The sequence below is a fragment of the Vibrio sp. ArtGut-C1 genome, assembly GCF_002105475.1.
In the GTDB taxonomy this organism is placed as follows: Bacteria; Pseudomonadota; Gammaproteobacteria; order Enterobacterales; family Vibrionaceae; genus Vibrio; species Vibrio diabolicus.
Window position 1 is genome coordinate 1 of sequence record NZ_NCTH01000039.1, and the last position, 22,656, is coordinate 22,656.

At 45.6% G+C, this 22,656-nt stretch carries 17 protein-coding genes and 1 pseudogene; 8 read left to right on the forward strand and 10 right to left on the reverse strand.

The genetic code is table 11. The features are described 5' to 3' along the window. Window positions 1-749: 749 nt before the first annotated feature. Both B7360_RS22020 and cadB read right to left on the reverse strand, forming a co-directional pair. Window positions 750-2,885 carry a lysine decarboxylase CadA gene (locus B7360_RS22020; RefSeq protein WP_005481757.1) on the reverse strand — a complete coding sequence of 712 codons (2,136 nt, stop codon included), beginning with the start codon at window positions 2,883-2,885 and terminating at the stop codon, window positions 750-752. Window positions 2,886-3,001: 116 nt separating this feature from the next. Next, window positions 3,002-4,345: a cadaverine/lysine antiporter gene (cadB, locus tag B7360_RS22025; protein WP_005397292.1), complete on the reverse strand. Its 1,344-nt coding sequence runs from the start codon at window positions 4,343-4,345 to the stop codon at window positions 3,002-3,004. 386 nt (window positions 4,346-4,731) lie between these two features. On the opposite strand from cadB, the gene B7360_RS25120 reads away from it, so the two are divergent. Next, the gene (locus B7360_RS25120) at window positions 4,732-5,031 is read left to right on the forward strand and encodes a hypothetical protein (RefSeq protein ID WP_085344622.1); all 300 of its coding nucleotides are present in this window, start codon (window positions 4,732-4,734) and stop codon (window positions 5,029-5,031) included. 28 nt (window positions 5,032-5,059) lie between these two features. Here B7360_RS25120 and cadC read toward each other — a convergent pair whose 3' ends face one another. Next, window positions 5,060-6,628 carry a lysine decarboxylation/transport transcriptional activator CadC gene (cadC, locus tag B7360_RS22040; protein ID WP_085344623.1) on the reverse strand — a complete coding sequence of 523 codons (1,569 nt, stop codon included), beginning with the start codon at window positions 6,626-6,628 and terminating at the stop codon, window positions 5,060-5,062. A 163-nt stretch (window positions 6,629-6,791) separates the two neighbouring features. Then, window positions 6,792-7,190 carry a Zn(2+)-responsive transcriptional regulator gene (gene zntR, locus B7360_RS22045; RefSeq protein WP_005397290.1) on the reverse strand — a complete coding sequence of 133 codons (399 nt, stop codon included), beginning with the start codon at window positions 7,188-7,190 and terminating at the stop codon, window positions 6,792-6,794. Window positions 7,191-7,200: 10 nt separating this feature from the next. On the opposite strand from zntR, the pseudogene B7360_RS25405 reads away from it, so the two are divergent. From B7360_RS25405 to purD, 3 genes and pseudogenes are all read left to right on the forward strand, one after another. After that, window positions 7,201-7,429, forward strand: a pseudogene (locus B7360_RS25405) (hypothetical protein). 27 nt (window positions 7,430-7,456) lie between these two features. Next, window positions 7,457-9,049, forward strand: a complete 1,593-nt coding sequence (gene purH / locus B7360_RS22055) for a bifunctional phosphoribosylaminoimidazolecarboxamide formyltransferase/IMP cyclohydrolase (RefSeq protein WP_085344624.1) — start codon at window positions 7,457-7,459, stop codon at window positions 9,047-9,049. Window positions 9,050-9,203: 154 nt separating this feature from the next. Further along, on the forward strand, window positions 9,204-10,493 hold the full coding sequence (gene purD, locus B7360_RS22060) for a phosphoribosylamine--glycine ligase (protein ID WP_085344625.1): 1,290 nt from the start codon (window positions 9,204-9,206) through the stop codon (window positions 10,491-10,493). A gap of 82 nt (window positions 10,494-10,575) precedes the next feature. Here purD and B7360_RS22065 read toward each other — a convergent pair whose 3' ends face one another. Together B7360_RS22065 and hupA are read right to left on the reverse strand one after the other, a co-directional pair. Beyond that, a complete protein-coding gene (locus tag B7360_RS22065; protein WP_085344626.1) occupies window positions 10,576-11,274 on the reverse strand; it encodes a DUF1481 domain-containing protein in 699 nt (232 codons plus the stop codon). Window positions 11,275-11,313: 39 nt separating this feature from the next. Next, window positions 11,314-11,586, reverse strand: a complete 273-nt coding sequence (hupA, locus tag B7360_RS22070; protein ID WP_005382524.1) for a nucleoid-associated protein HU-alpha — start codon at window positions 11,584-11,586, stop codon at window positions 11,314-11,316. A gap of 253 nt (window positions 11,587-11,839) precedes the next feature. On the opposite strand from hupA, the gene B7360_RS22075 reads away from it, so the two are divergent. Beyond that, window positions 11,840-12,973, forward strand: a complete 1,134-nt coding sequence (locus B7360_RS22075; RefSeq protein WP_048625620.1) for a hemolysin family protein — start codon at window positions 11,840-11,842, stop codon at window positions 12,971-12,973. Window positions 12,974-13,052: 79 nt separating this feature from the next. On the opposite strand, the gene B7360_RS22080 is transcribed toward B7360_RS22075, so the two are convergent. Further along, window positions 13,053-13,640: a YjaG family protein gene (locus B7360_RS22080; RefSeq protein ID WP_085344627.1), complete on the reverse strand. Its 588-nt coding sequence runs from the start codon at window positions 13,638-13,640 to the stop codon at window positions 13,053-13,055. 66 nt (window positions 13,641-13,706) lie between these two features. On the opposite strand from B7360_RS22080, the gene B7360_RS22085 reads away from it, so the two are divergent. Together B7360_RS22085 and B7360_RS22090 are read left to right on the forward strand one after the other, a co-directional pair. After that, the gene (locus B7360_RS22085; protein WP_085344628.1) at window positions 13,707-14,630 is read left to right on the forward strand and encodes a D-2-hydroxyacid dehydrogenase; all 924 of its coding nucleotides are present in this window, start codon (window positions 13,707-13,709) and stop codon (window positions 14,628-14,630) included. A gap of 7 nt (window positions 14,631-14,637) precedes the next feature. Further along, window positions 14,638-15,210 (forward strand): uracil-DNA glycosylase family protein, encoded by a 573-nt coding sequence (locus B7360_RS22090; RefSeq protein ID WP_085344629.1) that lies wholly within the window; start codon window positions 14,638-14,640, stop codon window positions 15,208-15,210. Window positions 15,211-15,432: 222 nt separating this feature from the next. Here the strand turns inward: B7360_RS22090 and hemE are convergent, their stop codons facing one another. Continuing rightward, the gene (gene hemE / locus B7360_RS22095; protein ID WP_006743188.1) at window positions 15,433-16,500 is read right to left on the reverse strand and encodes a uroporphyrinogen decarboxylase; all 1,068 of its coding nucleotides are present in this window, start codon (window positions 16,498-16,500) and stop codon (window positions 15,433-15,435) included. Between the two features lie 247 nt (window positions 16,501-16,747). Then, window positions 16,748-17,545, reverse strand: coding sequence for an NAD(+) diphosphatase (gene nudC / locus B7360_RS22100; protein WP_085344630.1), 798 nt, complete (start codon window positions 17,543-17,545; stop codon window positions 16,748-16,750). A 177-nt stretch (window positions 17,546-17,722) separates the two neighbouring features. Between nudC and B7360_RS22105 the strand changes: the two genes are divergently transcribed. Beyond that, window positions 17,723-18,214, forward strand: coding sequence for an Rsd/AlgQ family anti-sigma factor (locus B7360_RS22105; protein ID WP_031780615.1), 492 nt, complete (start codon window positions 17,723-17,725; stop codon window positions 18,212-18,214). A gap of 187 nt (window positions 18,215-18,401) precedes the next feature. Here B7360_RS22105 and rpoC read toward each other — a convergent pair whose 3' ends face one another. Next, complete coding sequence (gene rpoC / locus B7360_RS22110) at window positions 18,402-22,604, reverse strand: DNA-directed RNA polymerase subunit beta' (RefSeq protein WP_005397277.1); 4,203 nt, start codon at window positions 22,602-22,604, stop codon at window positions 18,402-18,404. Between the last annotated feature and the right edge of the window lie 52 nt (window positions 22,605-22,656).

Genomic DNA, 22,656 nt, shown 5'->3' on the forward strand with positions numbered 1-22,656 from the left:
AGATTCAATGGTCACTTCGTTTCATTGAAACCTAATTTGAAGCCGAAGCTTCTAATTGGATTATCATCAACGAGTGCCCACACAGATTGATAGGTTCTTATTTTTAAAGAGCTTTTCTAACTTATCCAGCAACTTAGTTGCTCGTCGTTAGGGGTGCGTATCTTACTCCGCACCGTGAGAGAGTCAAGCATTTTTTCAAATTTCTTTTTCTCTCACTTCCGACTCGCTGTGTGACTTTCGTCTCACTCCGTGTCGGTGGATGCGCAGTATAGGGAGTTGAGAAATTAGCACAAGCGTTTTTTGCAAAAAAACCTTCAACCGCACAAATAACGAGCATTCTGCATAGATACTCAACGATCTTGTCTAATATTTCGGGTTGCAGAGGATCTTTTCATGATGAAACACCTGACTTCTGCATTAAAAGATCGCCGATTTCTTTGTGATTTAGGTTGCTGACCTTATCTCTCTTGGTTCTGTTTTCTCTTTCTATCTATATAAAGACGAAAAAAAAGAGCAGAACGATGACGAACTGCTCTTTTGGTCTTTGCTTTTTATTTGGGGTACTTCAGGTGAAGTCTTGGAAAAGTGCTTCTTCTATATATAGAAGAAAAGATCAGAGCATCCTTGCCCTTCTCTTTACGACAGATTAGTTAGGGGTATATCTAAATGTCGTTATTGTTCGATGACGCATTGAGCTCGTAAGAGTGGAGCATGCTTGCATTCCCAATGGCGTCATCTTCGAGAGGAACTTAGTTCTTCAATACTTTTACGGTGTAGCTACCATCTTTTTGTTGGTACAGACCGTGGATGTCGGTTTCGAAACCTGGGTAATGCGCACCGATCTCACACAGCATCTCTAGGAAGTCCAGTACAGGGCGAGACTCTTGAGTCACCATTTCACCAGGAAGTACTAGTGGCACACCTGGAGGGTAAGGAAGGATCATGTTCGCACTTACGCGACCAACCATTTCTTCCAGTTTGATTTCTTCTACGTTACCGCGAAGCTCTTCTTGCCATGCTGCGTGTGGTGTTACTTTCATTTCTGGAAGTACATCGAACGCTTTGTACATTAGCTCTGGTAGGTTGTATTTCTTAGTTAGGTCGTGAATTGCTTGTGCTAGTTCTTGAACGCGCATGCCTTCATAGAAGCTTGGGTCTTCGTTATATAGCGAAGGAAGGAAGCTCTTGATGGTTAGGTTCAAGTCGTAGCCACGTTTAAATTCAGTCAGACCGCGTAGTAATTGCATTGCTTTTGATTTGTCGATACCTATTGAGAATAGGAACAACAAGTTGTATGGGCCTGTTTTCTCAACCACGATGCCGCGCTCGTCTAGGAATTTAGCCACTAGCGAAGCAGGAATACCTGATTCTTCTAGTTCGCCTTCTTTATTCATCCCCGGAGTCAGTAGCGTGACTTTGATTGGGTCAAGATACATGTGGTTGTCATCCATGTTCTTGAAGCCGTGCCATGTATCGCTAGGGTCTAGTTTCCAACATTCTGTGGTATCGATGTTTTCTGGTTGCCATACATCGAAGAACCAGCTGTCACTTTCTGCTTCTAGGCGTTTGATCTCTTTACGGAAGCGAATTGCGCGATCGATAGAGTCTTGCATCAACTTCTTACCTGTGTTGCCGCGCATCATTGCCGCTGCAGTTTCAGTAGAAGCAACAATGCCGTACTGAGGTGAAGTTGAAGTGTGCATCATGAATGCTTCGTTGAAAGACTCTTTATCAAAGTCACCTTTCACGTGAATCATTGAAGCTTGTGAGAACGCTGCCAACAGTTTGTGTGTTGATTGTGTCTCGTAGAACACTTTGCCTGGCATCGCTTCACCACTCATACCACATTTACCTTCGTAAATTGGGTTGAAGTTAGTGTAAGGCACCCAAGCACTGTCGAAGTGGATGTGTTTACAGTCTAGCGACTCTTTGATGAATTGTGTGTTGTACAACAGACCATCGTAAGTTGAGTTAGTCACTACTGCGTAACTTGGCGCTGTTGCACCTGGTGTTTTCGCAACTTTCTCTGCGATTACATCGCGGCTGAATTCGCTTTGTGGAATACCACCAAGGATGCCGTATGCGTTACGAGTTGGGCGGAAGTAGATTGGTGTCACGTCGCTCATCATCATTAGGTGAGTCAGAGATTTGTGACAGTTACGGTCAATCAGCACTGTGCTGCCCGCAGGCGCTGAGTACATGCCAACAATTTTGTTCGATGTAGACGTACCGTTCGTTACGATGTAAGAGCTGTCTGCATTGAATGTACGTGCGATGTATTCTTCTGCATCTTTATGTGGACCTGAGTGATCTAGTAGAGAACCTAATTCAGGCATTGAGATTGATACGTCCGCTTTAAATGTATTTGGACCATAAAAATCGTAGAAGATGCTACCAGCAGGGCTTTTCTGGAATGCAGTACCACCCATGTGACCTGGAGTACAGAAGGTGTATTTACCTTCTTCTACGTATTTGAATAGCGCTTTAGTGAATGGAGGCATGATGGCATCTTTGTATGCCTCTGTCGCTTGGTTGATTTTGATAGCGATGTCGTCAGCCATACCTAAAGCGTACTCGAAGAAGCTCACGTTTAGACGTAGGTCTGTTAGTGAAATATCGAGAGTAGACTGTTCGTTAGCAAATGCGTGAACAGGCAGTTTTTCGTTGATCTGGCTAATACGTTCACATAGCTCTAGTGAGTATTTATCCCAGTCGAACAGCACACCGCAAATGCGTGGGTTCATCTCAATCATTTTGATCAAGTCTTTATCATCTACTGGGTAAACCACTTCGTAGCCCGCTTTCTCAAGAGCAGCGTGAAGTTGACGAACTGGCTCTTCTTTAAAGAACACACCCATGTGGTTCAAGATAGCGAAAATATTCATTTGGACATCTCCAAGGCGAATGAAGGCGCTCTCTGCCATTTACAGGCAGTGAGTAAGGTGAGCGCCGAGTGAATTTGTTTTTTATTGGCTGACACCGAAGTGCCAGCGTTTGGGGATTAGTTGCTTGCTTGAGCAGGCATGTCGTCAGCGTGTAGCTTCATGTACTGAGCTAAGCCGGCTTTTTTGCTGTAGAACATCAAGATAACTAGAGAAACGATGAAGGTTGCTGTTAGCGTACCGCCCTCTGCACCTGCTAGTGCGATGAAGCAGAACAGACAAGCCACACCAGAGAACAGCATTACGAAGCCGTTGCGTGTTGTCATACCTTCGAAGCGAATCAAGTTAATGCTTGAGTAGAAGTAAGGCAGCATAGTTAGAAGAACTGCATCAGTCGTTAGCTGGTTGAACAGGTCTGATGCGTGTGCTGTTTTAGAGCTGAAGAACATCAGTACAACCATTAATGCTGTCATCTTGATTGACGCAAGGATTAGACCTTTCTTAGGCACACCGTTTTTGTCAGTTTCGCCGTAGATTTTAGGGAAGTTGCCATCGCTTGCTGCACGTTTACCAGCCTCGCCCACCAGCATCATCCAAGAACCTAGCGAAGTGAAACATGCTAGTGCTGTGAATGCTGATACGAATGGTGCAGTCCAGCTACCGAATAGCTCAGTGGTTGCTAGTGCAAATGGCGCACCTGATGCCGCAACTTCAGAAGCAGGGAACATGCCGCTGATCATTTGAGTTGATAGGATGTAAATCACACCTGCGATACCAGTACCCAGCATGGTTGCTAGCGGTACAGTACGTTTAGGATTTTCTACCATACCTGTCGATACTGCTGCTGATTCCACACCAACGAATGACCATAGACAGATAAGAACCGCTGTCACGATCGCATGGCTATCCGTACCCGCAGATACGTTCCAGTTTTGGCTGTATAGCGCAGTGTCGAAGTGCGTCCAACCAAACGCCGCTGTACCAACAACTGGAATGAGGATTAGAACAAGACCAAGCGTACATAGACGGCTTACCCAGCTACCACCAAGTAGGTTAACGAAAGTGAAGATCCATACCGATGCAATCGTCGCAATACCTGCTGGGATTGGGTCATTAAGCACAGGGAAGAATACTGAAAGGTAAGAAACACCTGTAATAGCAATAGCTAGGTTACCAATCCAGTTCGCGTGGTAATAAAGCACGCCCGTTTGGAAACCAAAGACAGGTGAAACTTCGCCAGCGTAAGCGATAGGACCACCTTCTTGAGGGTTTTTGGTTGCCAGACGAGCGTAAACAAACGCAAGGCTCAGTGCACCGATCAAACAGATCAACCAACTGAAAATTGAAACAGAGCCTACTGAAGCTAGGCTAGAAGGTAACAGTGCAATACCACTACCCATCATGTTACCGGCTACTACACCCGTACAGGCAATTAGGCCGATTTTTTTCGTATTCGATGACATAACATCTCCAAATCTATTCTACTCAAGTCAACGTGACTCAAACTGAACGGTTATTAGCGAGATGCTATGAGGAAGAACCTGCTCGACCTCGCTAAATTTCGAAGTGAAGACTACGCCCAAAAATCGGGAAAAAAATAAACTTGGCGTTATCAATAAAATGATTAGTTAATCAACATCAAGTTGAGATAAACATGATAAACACAAAAATATAAAACCATATTATTCATGCAGTTATAAGAAAAACATCAAACCTTCTACCGATAGATAAACTCTCATCAACTCGTTGGTAATCGCGATAAAAGTTATCAACCTCTATCAACTTCCCCATCCCGAAGAGTTAATTCCCTGAACTGTTGATTCCATAAATCTCTCCCTGATCGCGCTTTTTGACCCACATCAATATTCATCTCGCCTCCAAGAAAGCATCAGAATCATTCTCGCCACATAACTCAGCCAGACACTCCATACAATCAATAGAGATAGAGATAGAGATAGAGATAGAGATAGAGATAGAGATAGAGATAGAGATAGAGATAGAGATAGAGATAGAGATAGAGAAGAAAACCGGATATGTCTTCCCGTTGCAAGCTTGCGTTACTGGCTCCTTCGTAAGTCATTACCCCACCGCCCACCCTTTTCACTTTTCGACAGCTACAAAAAAGCCCCTCACCGAAATGAGGGGCTAGTATTTGACTGACGTTGAGTGCGAGAGAATTAAAGCATTCGAACGACAGAAGGGTGAACAGCGCGATACATGGCGTAATCAATCGCCTTCATGTTACTTGGGAAGACCAAGTTTTCGCACAGCAGGTACGTCTCAACCGACGTATCAATATAGAAAGCTTCGCTGTAAGACTCACTGGCCAAATCCAGATCACCATCCAATTCAGCATGCTTACCACGAATCACATAAGACAGCACCGAATCTCGTAACCTCAATGCTTGCCCAAGATGCTGCTTGGCTGAAGCCATGTCACCAGCGATGGTTTCGTGCAGGGCTAAAGCTTCATAAATTCGCGGTTGAATTGGCCCAACCATCATTTTTACGTTAGTTTCTAGTGCATCACTCAACTGCTGCACTCGCCCTTTCTTCAACTCCTGTGAAAAATCGAGCACCTTCTGCACGTGGTAAGCAATCAATAACTCTGCCTGAACGTAAGCATTATCTGGCTCAATTTCTAAAATGTTTTCCATCAAGTTGACGCCTTGGCGAAACTGCTTGGCATCCGAGACATTGAGATAATGGTTAGCTTGAACAAACAGCTCCAAAGCTTCCGCGTTAATTGGCATTCCCGCTACTAGCATCGTGGATTTCAGCTTGGCATCCGGCACTTTCAGGACTTGCATCAAATCCAACGACGCTTGTTGAAGCACTGTCTTTAAATGGCTGCTGGTTAACGCGTATTGACGACTAAACAACACCTTTTCAGATGAGTTATTGCGATATTCCACCTCTAAAAAGCTGCCACCCTCATTTTCACGAACCCGCACCACAACCGATTTGCCTGGCACAATACCCGAGGTAAACGACGCCTTCTTTAACATGACTCGGTAATCGCTCACTTGAGCAATGTCGGACATCAACTTTTGGGCAAACCCGTCTGCCAAGTCGTAGCTTAACCCTTCGCTCGTGAAGTTATCTTGAAACTTGAATTCGATAAGGTGAGTATCGATGGCTTGAGTAATACGCACTTCCGATTGCTTGTAGGTAAACACGCCCATCACCACAACCAAGACACTGATCCAGATGAAGTTCATGATCCCCAGGCGCCACGGACTGATTTTATTTTTTTTCTGAGGGGCCTTTTTCTCTTTAGACATCTCACAGACCGCGCGAGTCAGAGGGCCTGCAGGAAAGGTGACGGCAGGTGCGATAGGTAGAGTCTCTTCTTCTGGCTCTTCAACAATAGGAGGAAGAGTTTCTGAATCACAATGACGACTTGCGAGGAATTCCTCGAGTGTCATTGGGGTCACATTCGCCACCAGCTTGTAACCACGTTTCGGCACTGTAATGACGTAGCTGGTATTTTCTTCCCGACCGTCCCGCAGTAATTTACGCAACTCAAAAATGGACTGAGTCACCACTTGATCGGTCACAATCGCCCCTGCCCAAACGTATTGGATCAATTCCTCACGATTGAACACCTCATTCGCATGCTCCGCTAGGAAATGCAGAAGATTAATTAAGCGTGGCTCAACAGTAACTTCCCTATCTTGTCGATACAGCTTATTTTCATCAACGCTTAAAACCCAGTCATTGATTTGAAAATAGACTCCAACCATGTATGAAAACTCTCGTATCTACAGACAGCGCTACGGCAGGAATCAAACAATGGTCAATTCCTACAGGTAACTAAAGGCGAGATTATAGGTGGGAAAACGGCGTGCACCTAGAAAAGCAAGCCGCCAAAAATGCAAACTTAAGTTAAGTGATGCAGAAATGAGACTACTCAAGTGCTGCAAGGATAGAACAATGAGTAGCATCATCGTCCGTATGACCGCAGCAAGCATCATTGATCTTCTTCAAAGCTCGACGAATTTTCGTTAGCTCGTTAATTTTTCCATCAATCAGCTCTAACTTAGCAGAAGTAATAGCTTTAACCTCTGCACAGCTGTGTTCTGTTGCTTCTAGTTTGATTTCTAGTAGCTCTTTAATCTCATCCAGGCTCAGGCCCAGCTCTTTACCTTTAAGGATGAAGTGTACCTGCTTTTGATTCTCTTCATTATAGAGACGATAACCTGATTCACTTCGACCTGCGGGCTTTATCAGCGCGTTTTTCTCATAAAAACGCAGCGTATCTGCTGTCACACCACAACGTTTTGCCAGTTCACCTATCTGAAACATAACTTTCCCTATTAACTATCTCGTTACTTTTAAAGCTAAAGAACCTCTTTTTCACAATTATTTTTTGAGATGCCAAACGATTGCGCGAGCTTTTTTGTAATAAATTGGTTAGAATACGCGCCATCAAATGTGGAGACTGTTTTCTAACCAGAAAACATCCGACAAAGGTCTTTACCAAAACTGGCCAATATTTTACCCCAAGAGGTAAAAACAAGTTCATTTTTGGCAAACATCTTTAACTCCGTGAATTTGAGGAAAATGGAAGCATGAATAACGCTCGTCCTATTCGCCGTGCGCTTATCAGCGTATCAGACAAAACAGGTATTGTTGAGTTTGCACAAGCTCTTGCTGAGCGCGGTGTCGATATCCTATCTACTGGTGGTACAGCACGCCTACTTGCCGAACAAGGCATCGCAGTAACAGAAGTCTCTGACTACACAGGTTTCCCAGAAATGATGGACGGCCGCGTTAAAACGCTTCACCCGAAAGTTCACGGTGGTGTGCTTGGTCGTCGTGGTCAAGATGACGACGTGATGGCAAAACATGGCATCAATCCAATCGACATGGTCGTTGTTAACCTATACCCATTCGCAGAAACCGTTGCAAAAGAAGGCTGTACACTAGCTGACGCGGTTGAAAACATCGATATCGGCGGCCCAACGATGGTTCGCTCTGCAGCGAAAAATCACAAAGACGTGACTATCGTTGTGAACGCTCATGATTACGATCGCGTTATCGCTGAAATGGACGCGAACGAGAAATCTCTAACACTAGAGACTCGTTTCGACCTTGCTATCGCAGCATTCGAGCACACTGCTGCTTACGATGGCATGATCGCAAACTACTTCGGCACTATGGTTCCATCTTACGGTGAGAACAAAGAAGGTGATGAAGAGTCTAAATTCCCACGTACTTTCAACCAGCAATTCGAGAAAAAACAAGACATGCGCTACGGTGAGAACAGCCACCAAGCAGCCGCATTCTACGTTGAAGCAAACCCACAAGAAGCATCTGTTTCTACTGCTCGCCAAATCCAAGGTAAAGCCCTCTCTTACAACAACATTGCAGACACTGATGCAGCACTTGAGTGTGTGAAAGAGTTCAACGAACCTGCATGTGTAATCGTAAAACACGCCAACCCATGTGGCGTTGCGCTAGGTAAAGACATCCTCGAAGCGTACAACCGCGCTTACCAAACTGACCCAACGTCAGCGTTCGGCGGCATCATTGCATTCAACCAAGAGCTAGATGCAAAAACGGCTAGCGCTATCGTTGAGCGTCAATTCGTTGAAGTGATCATTGCACCTTCTGTTTCTGCTGAAGCGATTGAAATCGTTGCAGCGAAGAAGAACGTACGTCTACTAGAGTGTGGCGAGTGGTCAACGAAGACAACGGGCTTTGACGTGAAACGCGTCAACGGTGGTCTACTGGTTCAAGACCGTGACCAAGGCATGGTAAGCCTAGACGATCTAAAAGTGGTTTCTAAGCGCCAGCCAACAGAAGAAGAGCTAAAAGACGCCCTATTCTGCTGGAAAGTAGCGAAATACGTGAAATCTAACGCGATCGTTTACGCGAAAGGCGACATGACTATCGGTGTAGGCGCAGGCCAAATGAGCCGCGTTTACTCAGCGAAAATTGCCGGCATCAAAGCCGCAGATGAAGGCTTAGAAGTTGCCGGTAGCGTAATGGCATCTGACGCTTTCTTCCCATTCCGCGACGGTATCGATGCCGCAGCAGAAGCCGGCATTAAGTGCGTAATTCAGCCAGGTGGCTCAATGCGTGACGACGAAGTTATCGCAGCAGCAGATGAGCACGGCATGGCGATGATCTTCACGGGTATGCGTCACTTCCGCCACTAATTTCCTCATCGTATTTGGCACTGTGGCATTGTTAACTGCTTTCGCCCACCTCGGTTACGTAGCTGGCTATGTTTCCGGGATGGGCTCAATTGTTGCCTAGCCACATCATCAACTACTTTGAGTAAACAGTATTTATAAGATTAAGGATTTTCATATGCGAGTTTTAATCATTGGTTCAGGCGGTCGTGAACATGCGCTAGGCTGGAAAGCGGCGCAAAACCCAAATGTTGAGACTATTTTCATTGCTCCAGGCAACGCAGGTACGGCACTAGAGCCAAAACTAGAGAACGTAAACATTGATGTGGAAGACATCGATAGTCTGGTTGCTTTTGCAAAAGAGAAGGCGATTGAATTGACTATCGTTGGCCCAGAAGCACCGCTGGTTATTGGTGTGGTGGATGCGTTCCGCGAAGCGGGCTTACCAATCTTTGGTCCTACCCAAGCCGCAGCGCAGCTTGAAGGCTCTAAAGCGTTTACTAAAGACTTCCTTGCTCGTCACCAAATCCCAACCGGTGCATACGCAAACTTCACAGAAATTGAACCAGCGCTTGCTTACGTGCGTGAGCAAGGTGCGCCGATTGTGGTGAAAGCCGACGGCCTTGCGGCTGGTAAAGGCGTGATTGTGGCAATGACGCTAGAAGAAGCCGAAGACGCAATCAAAGACATGCTAGCAGGCAACGCATTTGGTGACGCAGGCAGCCGCGTGGTTATCGAAGAGTTCCTAGATGGCGAAGAAGCAAGCTTCATCGTGATGGTGGATGGTGAGAACGTTCTGCCAATGGCCACCAGCCAAGATCACAAACGCGTGGGTGACAAAGATACTGGCCCAAACACTGGCGGTATGGGCGCGTACTCGCCAGCTCCTGTGGTAACACCAGAAATTCACAACCGCATCATGGAAGAAGTCATTTACCCAACAGTACGTGGTATGGCGTCTGAAGGTAACCCATACACAGGTTTCCTATACGCGGGTCTGATGATCGACAAAGATGGTACGCCTAAAGTGATCGAGTACAACTGCCGCTTCGGTGATCCAGAGACACAACCAATCATGATGCGTATGGAATCGGATCTGGTTGATCTTTGCTTGGCTGCGATTGACCAAAAACTGGATCAAGTGGAATCAAAATGGGATCCACGTGCGTCGATTGGTATCGTACTCGCAGCCGGTGGTTACCCAGCAGCGTACAACAAAGGCGATGTGATCTCTGGTCTGCCACAAGTTGAAATTGAAGGCGAGAAAGTCTTCCACGCGGGTACAGACAATAAAGATGGCAACATCGTAACAAACGGCGGTCGTGTTCTTTGTGCAACCGCACTTGGCAATAGCGTATCAGAAGCGCAGCAACGCGCTTACGAGCTTGCAAAACAGATCAGTTGGGACGGCATGTTCCATCGCAGTGACATCGGCTACCGTGCGATTGCACGTGAGCAAGAAAAATAAAAACAACTTAAGTTGGCTAAAAAACAAAAGGCGCATTCAGCGCCTTTTTTATTACTCTGTCAGTTAGTAAGTCTCACCAAGCTTACTCAGCGAGTAATGCTGGTCGTGGTACACAATCAAAGTCATCATCATTGAGCATCAACAGTTCATCAACCGTTGCTTTATTTCGTGACTGCTTGCCGACAAAAGCCACGTAACTGTCTACAGATGAGAGACGCTCGATAATAAATTTTGGCAACGTCTGATTAAACTCGAGTGTCGAGAACGCTTTACCTTTGCAGGTTTCAAACGATTGGCCATTCCAATAACCTTGAATGAGGCTCTGACTGTTACGAGACTGCGCCTTAACCGACGCCACTACACCATTCGCTTCTGTCTTGTAACGTTCTAATTGTTCATGCTGAAGTGGTAAGACTTTACGATTAACGCGATATTGTTGGTAAACCGCTTCGCCATCTTTATTAAAACGGATGTGGATTTGAAAAGGCACCAACTCTTGCTTGGTATCAACTTGCTCACCTTTTCGAATCAACTCTCGAAGCTCACCTTCATCCCAACGGTAGTCACTTTGAAACCAGCCATTATCCCCCATAGTCACGTAATCAGCCGCCGTACTCACGCGAGTGAGTTTCTCGGTCATCCAGTACAAGCTACTTGCGTCTCCAGCAACTTTGCCGCCAGAGAAGTGAGTGAATTGTTCTAAATTAGGAGTTTCAACCGACGAACAGCCAAAAAGGGTAAAGCTAGATAAGAGAAGTGAAGCGAGTAGATGTTTTTTCATGAAGTTGCACCGAGGCAGGATACCTCGGTGCATTCTAACTTAGTTTACTGATTCTTTCAGCGCTTTACCTGCTACGAATGCAGGTACGTTAGCTGCTGCGATTTGAATCTCGTCACCAGTCTTAGGGTTACGACCAGTACGTGCAGCGCGGTGGTTTACTTTGAATGTACCAAAACCAATTAGTTGAACTTGGTCACCCTCTTTAAGTGCACCAGTTACACCATCAAGAGTCGCTTCAAGAGCAGCTTTTGCTTGTGCTTTTGATAGGTCTGCTTTCTCTGCGATAAAGTCGATTAATTGGGTCTTGTTCATTAGGTTTCCCTTCTCATAGGTTATCGAATTCGTCTCACTCTAAAACATAAATGCCCCATCTGGCAAAGGTTTGTAAGCGATCTTTCGATTTTCTGACGTACTTTTAGCCATAATATGAGTAATAACTCACAATTTGTTACCACATACCCCCTGAAAACCCTTGCTTTCCAAGGTATTTGGACCAATTTATAAGGCACTTTTGCGGTTATAATAGCTGCAAATAACCACTATCAAACTACATTCAAGGGCAACTATGCTGCTGTTATCCATTTATATCTCTATTGCAATCGGCATTTCGTTTATCTGTTCGGTGCTGGAGGCGGTACTGCTGAGTATCAGTCCGAGCTACATTGCGCAGCTCAATCAACAGGGGCATCCCGCAGCTGGGCAACTGGCTAAGCTAAAATCAGATATCGACCGGCCATTGGCATCCATTCTGACTCTAAACACCATCGCTCATACCATCGGCGCGGCCACTGCTGGTGCACAAGCTGCGGTTGTATTTGGTAGCGAAGCGTTAGGTATCTTTTCGGCAGTGCTCACACTGGCGATCTTGGTGCTTTCAGAAATCGTACCGAAAACAATTGGCGCAACTTACTGGCGTCAATTGGCGCCAACCGCGGCAGTCGCATTACGCTGGATGGTATGGGCGCTAACGCCATTCGTATGGTTTTCAGAGCAAATCACCAAGCGTCTTGCTCGTAACCACGAAGCTCCGAAAATGCGTGATGAACTGTCTGCAATGGCGATTCTAGCACGTGAAAGCGGTGAATTTGCCGAGGGTGAATCAAAAATATTAAGCAACTTGCTTGGCATCCAAGATGTACCTGTAACGCAGGTTATGACGCCACGTCCTGTGGTATTCCGTATCGATGCCACGATGACCATCAATGAGTTCCTAGAAAAACACAAGGATACACCTTTCTCCCGCCCATTGGTTTATAGCGAGCAGAAAGACAACATCATTGGTTTTGTGCACCGCCTTGAGTTGTTCAAACTGCAACAATCAGGTTGTGGACAGAAACAACTGGGAGCAATCATGCGCCCGATTCAAGTGGTGCTAAACAACACGACTTTACCGAAAGTGTTTGACCAGATGATGACTCATCGCCTACAGCTGGCACTTGTCGTTGACGAATACGGTACTGTGCAAGGCTTGGTGACGTTGGAGGATATCTTTGAACACCTCGTGGGTGAAGAAATCATCGATGAAGCGGATAAAAGTACCGACATGCAAGAGCTGGCTTACCAACGCTGGGAAAGTTGGAAAGAGATGCACGGCGTAATCGAAAGCCGCGATGATGATGAAGAAGAGGAAGAGCTGGAGAAGCATCACAAGGAGCCAGAAACCCAAGAAGTGACAAAACCAGATTCTAAAGAATCGTAATCAACATTGGGCATAACCGCTCAAACGCCGCAAACAAAAAGGCATCCATTTAGGATGCCTTTTTCTATCTATTCAACGACTAAAGTGCAATACCGATGTTGCTCACACCTTCTTCACGTAACTCTTCACGTAAATCTTTAATCAAGCTGATGTCACGCTCTACCGCTTCACGCAGTGGACGGAAAATAGCCCACTGCACGTCCCATTCTTCACATACGGCTTCATTTTCTTTCTGATTGTCGTTGGTGATTGGCTCGGCACCTTGCGCTTGCTCTAGATCAGCAACGGTTTGTACCGACTGTTGGCTCACTTTAAGCATTGAATCGAAAAGGTAGTCGCGGTCCAATAGGCCATGCAGTAACGTAGACAACCCCTGACACGCGTCCATCGCTGGATAAACCCCGTAAAAATCGAACTCATCCGCACTTGGGAACAACTCTTCTAACTTCTCTAATTGACGTTCGAAGTTAATTTTCGCGCTCTTAACTGTCAAAATTTCCCATACACTATCAAGAATCGCTCGGTAAGCACGCGGGTCAGCAAATTCTGTGTTCTCACAAAACATCGCATAGTTTGGATACATGCGTTCACACAGACACGCCATAAAGGTAATTTGTTGCCAAGGTTCTAGTTTTTCTAAACGAACCTGAAGAGGATTCTTAAGCATAGTCACTCAATCATTGAAGAAAAAAACAGCGAAAGTGTACTTGATTCATCACAGGGAAAAAAGTTAATGCCGCATTCAAATCAGATTTTCCTGCTCTCAGAGCATCGTGACACCTACGAAACGTTATTGACGGAGAGAAAGCTACCAGATCTGAGCATCACTGATAAGCCAGAGGAAGCTCAAATTGTTCTTGCTGATCCGCCATTACTATCCAATAGATTAGACGAGTTTTCACAGCTTGGGTGGGTACAATCGACATTCGCTGGCGTCAATGCACTAATGCTACCTAACCTTCGTCAGGACTACACCCTGACCAATGTTCGAGGCATCTTTGGCCCACTGATTGCCGAATATGTGCTGGGTTACAGTATTGCCCATTACCGCCACTTCAACCGATACCACCAGCAACAACAAAACAAACGATGGCAGCCTCACCTCTATACATCATTACAAAGTAAAACCATGGTGATTCTCGGTACTGGTAGCATTGGGTGTTATTTGGGCAATGCCGCTAAAGCAATGGGAATAAAAACCATCGGTATGAACCGCACAGGTATTCCGACCTCAGGTGGTGAGTTTCATCAGACCTTTCATATCAGTGAACTAAGTAAGGCATTTGAACAAGCCGACATTGTTGTGAATACCCTACCAAGTACACCGGAGACGCAACAGTTACTCAATCGTCAAACACTCAGCCAACTAAGTCAGGCGTTATTGTTTAACGTAGGTCGTGGCGACGTACTGGATGAGGCTGGATTGCTCTTCGCTCTGAAAAACCGTTGGGTAGAACACGCCTTCTTAGATGTGTTTGAGCAAGAACCGTTATCGGTAGAACATCCGTTTTGGAAACTTCCGCAAGTAACCATCACCCCACACATCGCGGCGTTAAGTTTCCCCGAGCAAGTGATCGACATTTTTGCAGACAACTACTTGAGTTGGAGGGACGGTTTCTCTCTAAATAATCAGGTTGATTTCGACAAAGGGTATTAGCCGTTTTATGTCTCTAGAAACATTGCTTCAACAAGTGCGCGCCTGTCAGATTTGCGCGGATGATTTACCTTTGGGCGCAAACCCTGTAGTACAAGCAGCAAAAGGCGCACGCATCCTAATCATCGGTCAGGCACCAGGCACACGTGTACACAAAACCTCGATACCTTGGAATGACCCAAGTGGTGACCGATTACGCCAATGGCTCTATATCGACAAAGACGTTTTCTACGACCCAAATAAAATTGCCATTGTCCCAATGGGCTTTTGCTATCCTGGCAAAGGAAACTCTGGCGATTTGCCACCTCGTAAAGAATGCGCCCCCGCTTGGCATAAAAAGATTCTTGAGCAGCTGCCCAATATAGAGCTCACTCTATTAATTGGTCAGTACTCGCAGCAGTACTACCTGACCAACAAACCCAAAACGCTCACGCAAACTGTTCAGCAATGGCTGGATTGGGAACCTGATTTTATCCCGCTTCCTCATCCTTCTCCACGTAATACATTGTGGTTAAAGAAGAATCCTTGGTTTGAATCTGAAGTCGTGCCCTACCTTAAAAAACGCGTTCACTCGATGCTTTAGGTTACCCATGATCTAATTGCTTGCTTATCTGTACAAGAAAATTAGAACATAAAACCCGAAATCATAAGTGTTTGTTTATATTAAACTTTAACATCTAGTGTACAGCTAGAGTAGTAATTAGATCATAGTAGACCAAATACTACCAGAGCTGTACGGCCTTGAGTTTTAGGTAAAAAAATACCGGCACTGAATGCCGGCATTTGATTTCAAAAAAAATCTAACTTACTTGTGGTATGGCTTAGATAGCTCGTGTACCGCTTCCACAAATACGCCCGCGTTTTCTGGCGGCACATCCAAGTGGATACCATGGCCTAGGTTGAACACATGACCAGTACCCGTATCACCAAAGCCTTCTAGGATATCCGCTACTTCTTCGCGGATACGCTCTGGTGAAGCGTAAAGCATGGATGGGTCCATGTTACCTTGCAGCGCCACTTTATCACCGATACGTGCTTTCGCGTCTGCAATGTTGATTGTCCAGTCTAGACCAACCGCATCACAGCCCGTTGCTGCGATTTGCTCAAGCCACATACCGCCATTCTTAGTAAACAGTGTGACTGGCACGCGACGACCATCGTTTTCACGAATCAGACCATCTACAATCTTGTGCATGTATTGCAGTGAGAACAGGTTGTAGTCACGAGGCGTCAGTACGCCACCCCATGTGTCAAATACCATTACCGACTGCGCGCCTGCTTTAATTTGCGCGTTTAGGTACTCGATAACGCTGTCTGCCAGCTTATCTAGAAGTAAGTGCAGAGTTTGTGGTTCCGCGTACATCATTTTCTTGATCTTGGTGAAGGCTTTAGAACTGCCACCTTCGATCATGTACGTAGCAAGAGTCCACGGGCTACCAGAGAAGCCAATTAACGGCACTTCACCCTTAAGGTCTTTACGGATCTGACGTACTGCGTTCATTACATATTGCAGTTCACCTTCTGGATCTGGCAAACCAATTTTTTCCACGTCAGCTTTGCATGTAATTGGGTTATCAAAAACAGGTCCTTCGCCCGCAGCAAAACGTAAACCAAGCCCCATTGCATCTGGAATCGTTAAGATGTCCGAGAATAAGATCGCGGCATCAAGAGGAAAACGGCGTAATGGTTGAAGTGTCACTTCGGATGCTAATTCTGCATTTCGACACAAAGACATGAAATCACCCGCTTCTGCACGAGTCGCTTTGTATTCTGGTAGGTAACGACCTGCCTGGCGCATCATCCATACTGGCGTGTAATCTACCGGCTCTTTTAAAAGCGCACGCAGATAACGATCATTTTTTAATTCAGTCATTCCGTAATTCCAACTGTTAGGCTTTCTGTGAAAGGGGGTATTCTATCACTGATTTAAGTCCAATAGCTGTGTGCTTTGCAACCTGGATCAAGTTATTAACTTTTAAATCAATGCTTAATTTGCACCCAATCGGTATCAGTGTTAAAAATTTGTTCGCTAGCGAAAACTACAATTATAAACTGAGTACCCAGTACTCAGCATCTCATAACGACATCTTACTTACCCCCTCCCTCTCGGAGGGTTTTTTTTATCTATTTATCAGATAATTAGAATCAATATCTTGTAGCGTTTGTTCGATAAGCGCTCTTGCAATCGTTCCTTTAGGCGCAACAGGCGGCATCTCGTCAATACCAAACCATTGTGCATCAGACAGCTCAGTGTAGTCTGGACTTAACTCTCCCGATTCATAGTCAGCTAAAAACCCCATCATCATACTCGATGGGAAAGCCCAAGGCTGGCTGCCAAAGTAACGAATATTTTTAACGAGAATTCCTGTTTCTTCATGAATTTCTCGAGCCACACACTCTTCTAATGTCTCACCAACTTCTAAGAAGCCGGCAATAACGGTATACATACCATTTCGATGCCTTGGATGTTGAGCCAATAAGATCTGATTCTCTTTACGCACAGCAACTATAATACACGGAAATATTCGAGGATAATGGAGAGTACGGCATTCGCCACACTGCATAGCTAACTGGTTATTATTAAGAAAGTTTCTTCCACCGCACTGTGGGCAAAAACGCAGACTTTGCGTCATATGCCCATACTGGACCGCTTTACTTAACAACATAAATAATGGCTCAGGAAAATGCAGGCAGTCGCGCAGTGAGACTAATGGTAGATCATGCTCCAGATCAGACAAATTAAGCCACATGACGGGCGAACCAGAATACTCACCAATGGGTCTTGCACTCACTTCAGGCAGTGATAACTGCTCTGCAGACCCGAAAGGCACAGCATCATCCACCAGCCAAATTTCACTTCCTGCAACAACACACCAGTATGCATTTATCGCGCGGTTAACATCACCTTTTCTTAACATTACACCATCCCTTTGCTTGAAGTTCGTTCATTTTACTGGCAATCTAATTTCATACTAGAGTTTGTCGTTAAGTAAATTCGCACTCTAAATTCTAGTAAGGACAAGAGTTTGTAATAACTTTACTAACTTTGCTTTGCAAAGGATACGTTCGCCAACAGGCGATCAGATCATGAGGGCATGGTCATGCTAAAAAAATTCAAACAAACACAAGACCAGTGGGGTGGCTCAAGTGATGTCATTGATCACTGGTTAGAGACACGACAATCCCTGATTGTTGAATATTGTAAGCTTGCAGCACTGCAACCTTGTTCGAAAACCAATGTTATTGAACTCCCATCTCCTTCCGAATTGCAGGATTTCTGTCAGCATCTCGTTGATTACATCTCCGAGGGCCATTTTAAAATCTATGACATGGTTATGGATCGCTGGAAAGCAACTGGCTTTGTCGTGACCAATGAAATCAATCAAACTTATGGTCAAATAGTCCTGACAACTGAACCACTATTGAACTTTAACGATAAGTACTCAGAAGTTACTGAAGATGATGAATTAGATGATTTCGATTCTGATATGTGTCTCATTGGCGAAATTCTTGAGACTCGATTTGAAGTCGAGGACTATCTGATACAGCAGATCGCAGAAAGTCTGTCTATGCCCCCAGGGGCTTAGTGTTTGCGAACATTCAGAGACTGAAGGATAGAAAAGACTGACGATCATCGTCGGTCTTTTTTGTTTCTAGCCTTATCACTATTACCTTCTCTAAGAACCCTCTCGAAGAAAAAGGCAGGATAAAAACTAAAAAGGCACCCGAAGGTGCCTTTTTTCTTAAGCTTCTAACGATTACTCGTTAAATGGCTTACTCTTCAGAAGAGAAACCAGCGTTTAGAAGTGCCGCTAGGTTGTCCGTTGCTTGCTCAGCAGAAGGACCATCTTGCGCTTCAGAACGTTTAGCTTGACGCTCTTGGTGGTATGCGAAACCAGTACCAGCTGGGATCAGACGACCAACAATTACGTTCTCTTTCAGACCACGTAGGTCATCACGCTTACCAGAAACCGCTGCTTCTGTTAGTACGCGAGTTGTCTCCTGGAACGATGCCGCAGAGATGAACGACTCAGTCGCTAGAGATGCTTTAGTGATACCTAGTAGTTCACGTTCGAAACGTGCAGGCTCTTTGCCTTCAGCTTCTAGGTTACGGTTAGCAATCTTAACTTGTGAGTACTCAATCTGCTCACCAGGTAGGAACTCAGAGTCACCAGAGTGAGTAATAGTACACTTACGTAGCATCTGACGAACGATAGTTTCAATGTGCTTATCGTTAATCTTAACGCCTTGTAGACGGTAAACTTCCTGTACTTCGTTAGCAATGTACTGCGTTACCGCGTGTACGCCACGTAGACGTAGGATGTCGTGTGGAGACTCTGGACCATCTGCGATCACGTCACCACGTTCAACTTTTTCACCTTCGAATACGTTCAACTGACGATGCTTAGGAATCATCTCTTCGTAAGCTTCACCGCTTTCACGTGTGATCACTAAGCGACGTTTACCTTTGGTCTCTTTACCGAAGCTCACAGTACCTGTGTGCTCAGCAAGGATTGCAGGCTCTTTCGGCTTACGTGCTTCAAATAGGTCAGCAACTCGTGGAAGACCACCGGTGATATCTTTGTTACCGCCAGACTTCTGAGGAATACGTGCTAGTGTCGCACCAACACCTACTGCTGCGCCATCTTCGATGTTTACAATCGCTTTACCAGGTAGGAAGTAGTGAGCTGGCATATCAGTACCAGGGATCATTACATCGTTACCTTGCTCGTCAACAAGTTTGATAGCTGGACGCATATCTTTACCTGCTGAAGGGCGAGCTGCTGGGTCAGTTACTTCGCTTGAAGATAGACCAGTTAGGTCATCAGTTTGACGAGATACTGTTACGCCGTCGATCATATCTACGAACTGGATGCGACCTGCTACCTCAGTAATGATAGGTAGTGTGTGCGCTTCCCAGTTTGCAACTGTTTCGCCAGCTTGAACTGTATCGCCATCGCCTTTGCTTAGTAGCGTACCGTAAGGCAGTTTGTGTTTCTCTTTCGTACGACCAAACTCATCAATAATAGTTAGCTCTGTCGCACGAGAAGTGATAACGATCTTACCGTCATCTGCTAGTACAGATTTAGCGTTGTGTAGCTTGATAGAACCGTTGTTCTTAACTTGAACACTGTTCTCTGCCGCTGCTGTCGATGCCGCACCACCGATGTGGAACGTACGCATGGTAAGCTGTGTACCTGGTTCACCGATAGACTGAGCAGCGATAACACCTACTGCTTCACCTTGGTTCACTAGGTGGCCACGTGCTAGGTCACGACCGTAACACTGTGCACAACAACCGAAGTCAGAATCACACGTTACTACAGAGCGCACTTTCATGCTGTCTACTGAGTTCTCTTCCATGATTTGACACCACTTCTCATCGATCAGGGTGTTACGTGGAATAAGAACGTCTTCAGTGCCAGGTTTTAGTACGTCTTCAGCAACAACACGACCAAGAGCAAGCTCAGAAAGTGCAACTTTAACATCACCACCCTCGATGTGAGGCATCATGTCGACACCTTCGTGAGTGCCACAGTCATGTTCAGTTACAACAACGTCTTGAGCAACGTCTACTAGACGACGAGTTAGGTAACCCGAGTTCGCTGTTTTCAGTGCCGTATCCGCAAGACCCTTACGAGCACCGTGCGTTGAGATAAAGTACTGAAGTACGTTTAGACCTTCTTTAAAGTTCGCTGTGATCGGCGTTTCGATGATTGAACCATCTGGACGCGCCATCAGACCACGCATACCCGCAAGCTGACGAATCTGTGCTGCAGAACCACGAGCGCCCGAGTCCGCCATCATGTAGATGCTGTTGAATGACTCTTGCTGTTCCTCTTCACCGTCACGGTTAACTACCGTTTCAGATGAAAGGTTTTCCATCATTGCTTTCGCAACACGGTCGTTGGTCGATGCCCAGATATCGATAACTTTGTTGTAGCGTTCGCCCGCAGTAACAAGACCTGATTGGTACTGTTCCTGGATTTCACGTACTTCTTCTTCCGCTTCTGCGATTTCAGTGTACTTAGCTGCTGGTACAACCATATCGTCGATACCAACAGATACACCAGAAAGTGCCGCGTACGCAAAACCGGTGTACATGATTTGGTCAGCGAAGATTACTGTGTCTTTCAGACCTAGTTTACGGTACGCCTCGTTAAGTAGGTTAGAGATTTGCTTCTTACCTAGCTTTTGGTTAACGATGCTGTACGGTAGACCAGCTGGCACGATTTGCCATAGCATTGCACGACCAACAGTGGTATCTACCATCTTAGTTTCAGTAGTGCTGTTGCCGTCTTCGTCTACAACGGTTTCTGTAATACGTACTTTAACGCGTGCATGAAGCTCAGCTTGTTTAGTGCGGTATGCTTTCTCAGCCTCTTCTGGACCAGAAAGGTACATGCCTTCACCTTTCACGTTGATCTTTTCACGAGTCATGTAGTACAGACCCAATACAACGTCCTGAGAAGGTACGATGATCGGATCACCTGACGCTGGCGACAGAATGTTGTTTGTCGACATCATCAGAGTACGAGCTTCAAGCTGAGCCTCTAGAGTTAGAGGTACGTGAACCGCCATTTGGTCACCATCGAAGTCCGCGTTGTACGCCGCACATACAAGTGGGTGTAGCTGAATCGCTTTACCTTCGATTAGTACTGGTTCGAACGCCTGGATACCGAGACGGTGAAGTGTCGGTGCACGGTTCAATAGTACTGGGTGTTCACGGATTACTTCGTCTAGGATATCCCAAACGACCGCTTCTTCACGCTCTACCATTTTCTTAGCAGCTTTGATTGTAGTCGCAAGACCACGAGTCTCTAGCTTGCTGTAGATGAATGGTTTGAATAGCTCAAGTGCCATCTTCTTCGGAAGACCACACTGGTGTAGACGAAGGTATGGACCTACTGTGATTACAGAACGGCCAGAGTAGTCTACACGTTTACCTAGAAGGTTCTGACGGAAACGACCTTGTTTACCCTTGATCATATCAGCAAGAGATTTCAGAGGACGCTTGTTAGAACCTGTGATCGCACGACCACGACGACCGTTATCTAGTAGCGCATCAACAGACTCTTGCAGCATACGTTTTTCGTTACGTACGATGATGTCCGGTGCAGCTAGCTCTAGAAGACGCTTCAAACGGTTGTTACGGTTGATCACACGACGGTATAGATCGTTAAGATCAGAAGTCGCAAAGCGACCGCCATCTAGAGGTACTAGAGGACGTAGATCTGGCGGAAGTACTGGAAGTACAGTCAGGATCATCCACTCTGGGTTGTTACCCGATGCGATGAACGCTTCTACCAGCTTAAGACGCTTAGTTACTTTCTTACGCTTAGTTTCAGAGTTTGTTGTCTCTAACTCTTCACGCATTTGTTCTGCTTCAGCGTGCATATCCATAGAACCTAGTAGGTCCTTGATAGCTTCCGCACCCATCTTAGCAGTGAACTCGTCGCCCCACTCTTCTAGACGATCTAGATACTCTTCTTCAGTAAGCATCTGACCTTTTTCTAGATCAGTCATACCAGGCTCTGTTACTACGTACATTTCGAAGTACAGAACGCGTTCGATATCACGTAGAGGGATATCCATTAGTAGACCGATACGAGACGGTAGCGATTTTAGGAACCAGATGTGAGCTACTGGTGAAGCCAGTTCAATGTGGCCCATACGGTCACGACGAACTTTAGTTTGTGTAACTTCTACACCACACTTCTCACAGATAACACCACGGTGCTTCAGGCGCTTGTACTTACCACAAAGACATTCGTAGTCTTTAACTGGACCAAAGATACGCGCACAGAACAGACCATCGCGTTCAGGTTTGAACGTACGATAGTTGATCGTTTCAGGTTTTTTAACTTCACCAAAAGACCATGAACGGATCATGTCTGGTGAAGATAGACCGATTTTGATTGCATCAAATTCTTCGGTCTTATGCTGTGCTTTTAGAAAGTTTAATAAGTCTTTCACAATCAGCTCCTGTAAGGAGTTAAAAGGAGCTCACTCGCTAAAGTGAGCACCT

Excerpts from the sequence above, each read along its gene's own strand:
- hupA (WP_005382524.1), bottom strand. The coding sequence starts at position 11,586 with ATGAACAAGACCCAATTAATCGACTTTATCGCAGAGAAAGCAGACCTA.
- B7360_RS22020 (WP_005481757.1), bottom strand. The coding sequence starts at position 2,885 with ATGAATATTTTCGCTATCTTGAACCACATGGGTGTGTTCTTTAAAGAA.
- purH (WP_085344624.1), top strand. The coding sequence starts at position 7,457 with ATGAATAACGCTCGTCCTATTCGCCGTGCGCTTATCAGCGTATCAGAC.
- B7360_RS22085 (WP_085344628.1), top strand. The coding sequence starts at position 13,707 with ATGCCGCATTCAAATCAGATTTTCCTGCTCTCAGAGCATCGTGACACC.
- B7360_RS22065 (WP_085344626.1), bottom strand. The coding sequence starts at position 11,274 with ATGAAAAAACATCTACTCGCTTCACTTCTCTTATCTAGCTTTACCCTT.
- B7360_RS22080 (WP_085344627.1), bottom strand. The coding sequence starts at position 13,640 with ATGCTTAAGAATCCTCTTCAGGTTCGTTTAGAAAAACTAGAACCTTGG.
- B7360_RS22090 (WP_085344629.1), top strand. The coding sequence starts at position 14,638 with ATGTCTCTAGAAACATTGCTTCAACAAGTGCGCGCCTGTCAGATTTGC.
- cadC (WP_085344623.1), bottom strand. The coding sequence starts at position 6,628 with ATGGTTGGAGTCTATTTTCAAATCAATGACTGGGTTTTAAGCGTTGAT.
- nudC (WP_085344630.1), bottom strand. The coding sequence starts at position 17,545 with ATGTTAAGAAAAGGTGATGTTAACCGCGCGATAAATGCATACTGGTGT.
- purD (WP_085344625.1), top strand. The coding sequence starts at position 9,204 with ATGCGAGTTTTAATCATTGGTTCAGGCGGTCGTGAACATGCGCTAGGC.
- zntR (WP_005397290.1), bottom strand. The coding sequence starts at position 7,190 with ATGTTTCAGATAGGTGAACTGGCAAAACGTTGTGGTGTGACAGCAGAT.
- cadB (WP_005397292.1), bottom strand. The coding sequence starts at position 4,345 with ATGTCATCGAATACGAAAAAAATCGGCCTAATTGCCTGTACGGGTGTA.
- B7360_RS22075 (WP_048625620.1), top strand. The coding sequence starts at position 11,840 with ATGCTGCTGTTATCCATTTATATCTCTATTGCAATCGGCATTTCGTTT.
- hemE (WP_006743188.1), bottom strand. The coding sequence starts at position 16,500 with ATGACTGAATTAAAAAATGATCGTTATCTGCGTGCGCTTTTAAAAGAG.
- B7360_RS22105 (WP_031780615.1), top strand. The coding sequence starts at position 17,723 with ATGGTCATGCTAAAAAAATTCAAACAAACACAAGACCAGTGGGGTGGC.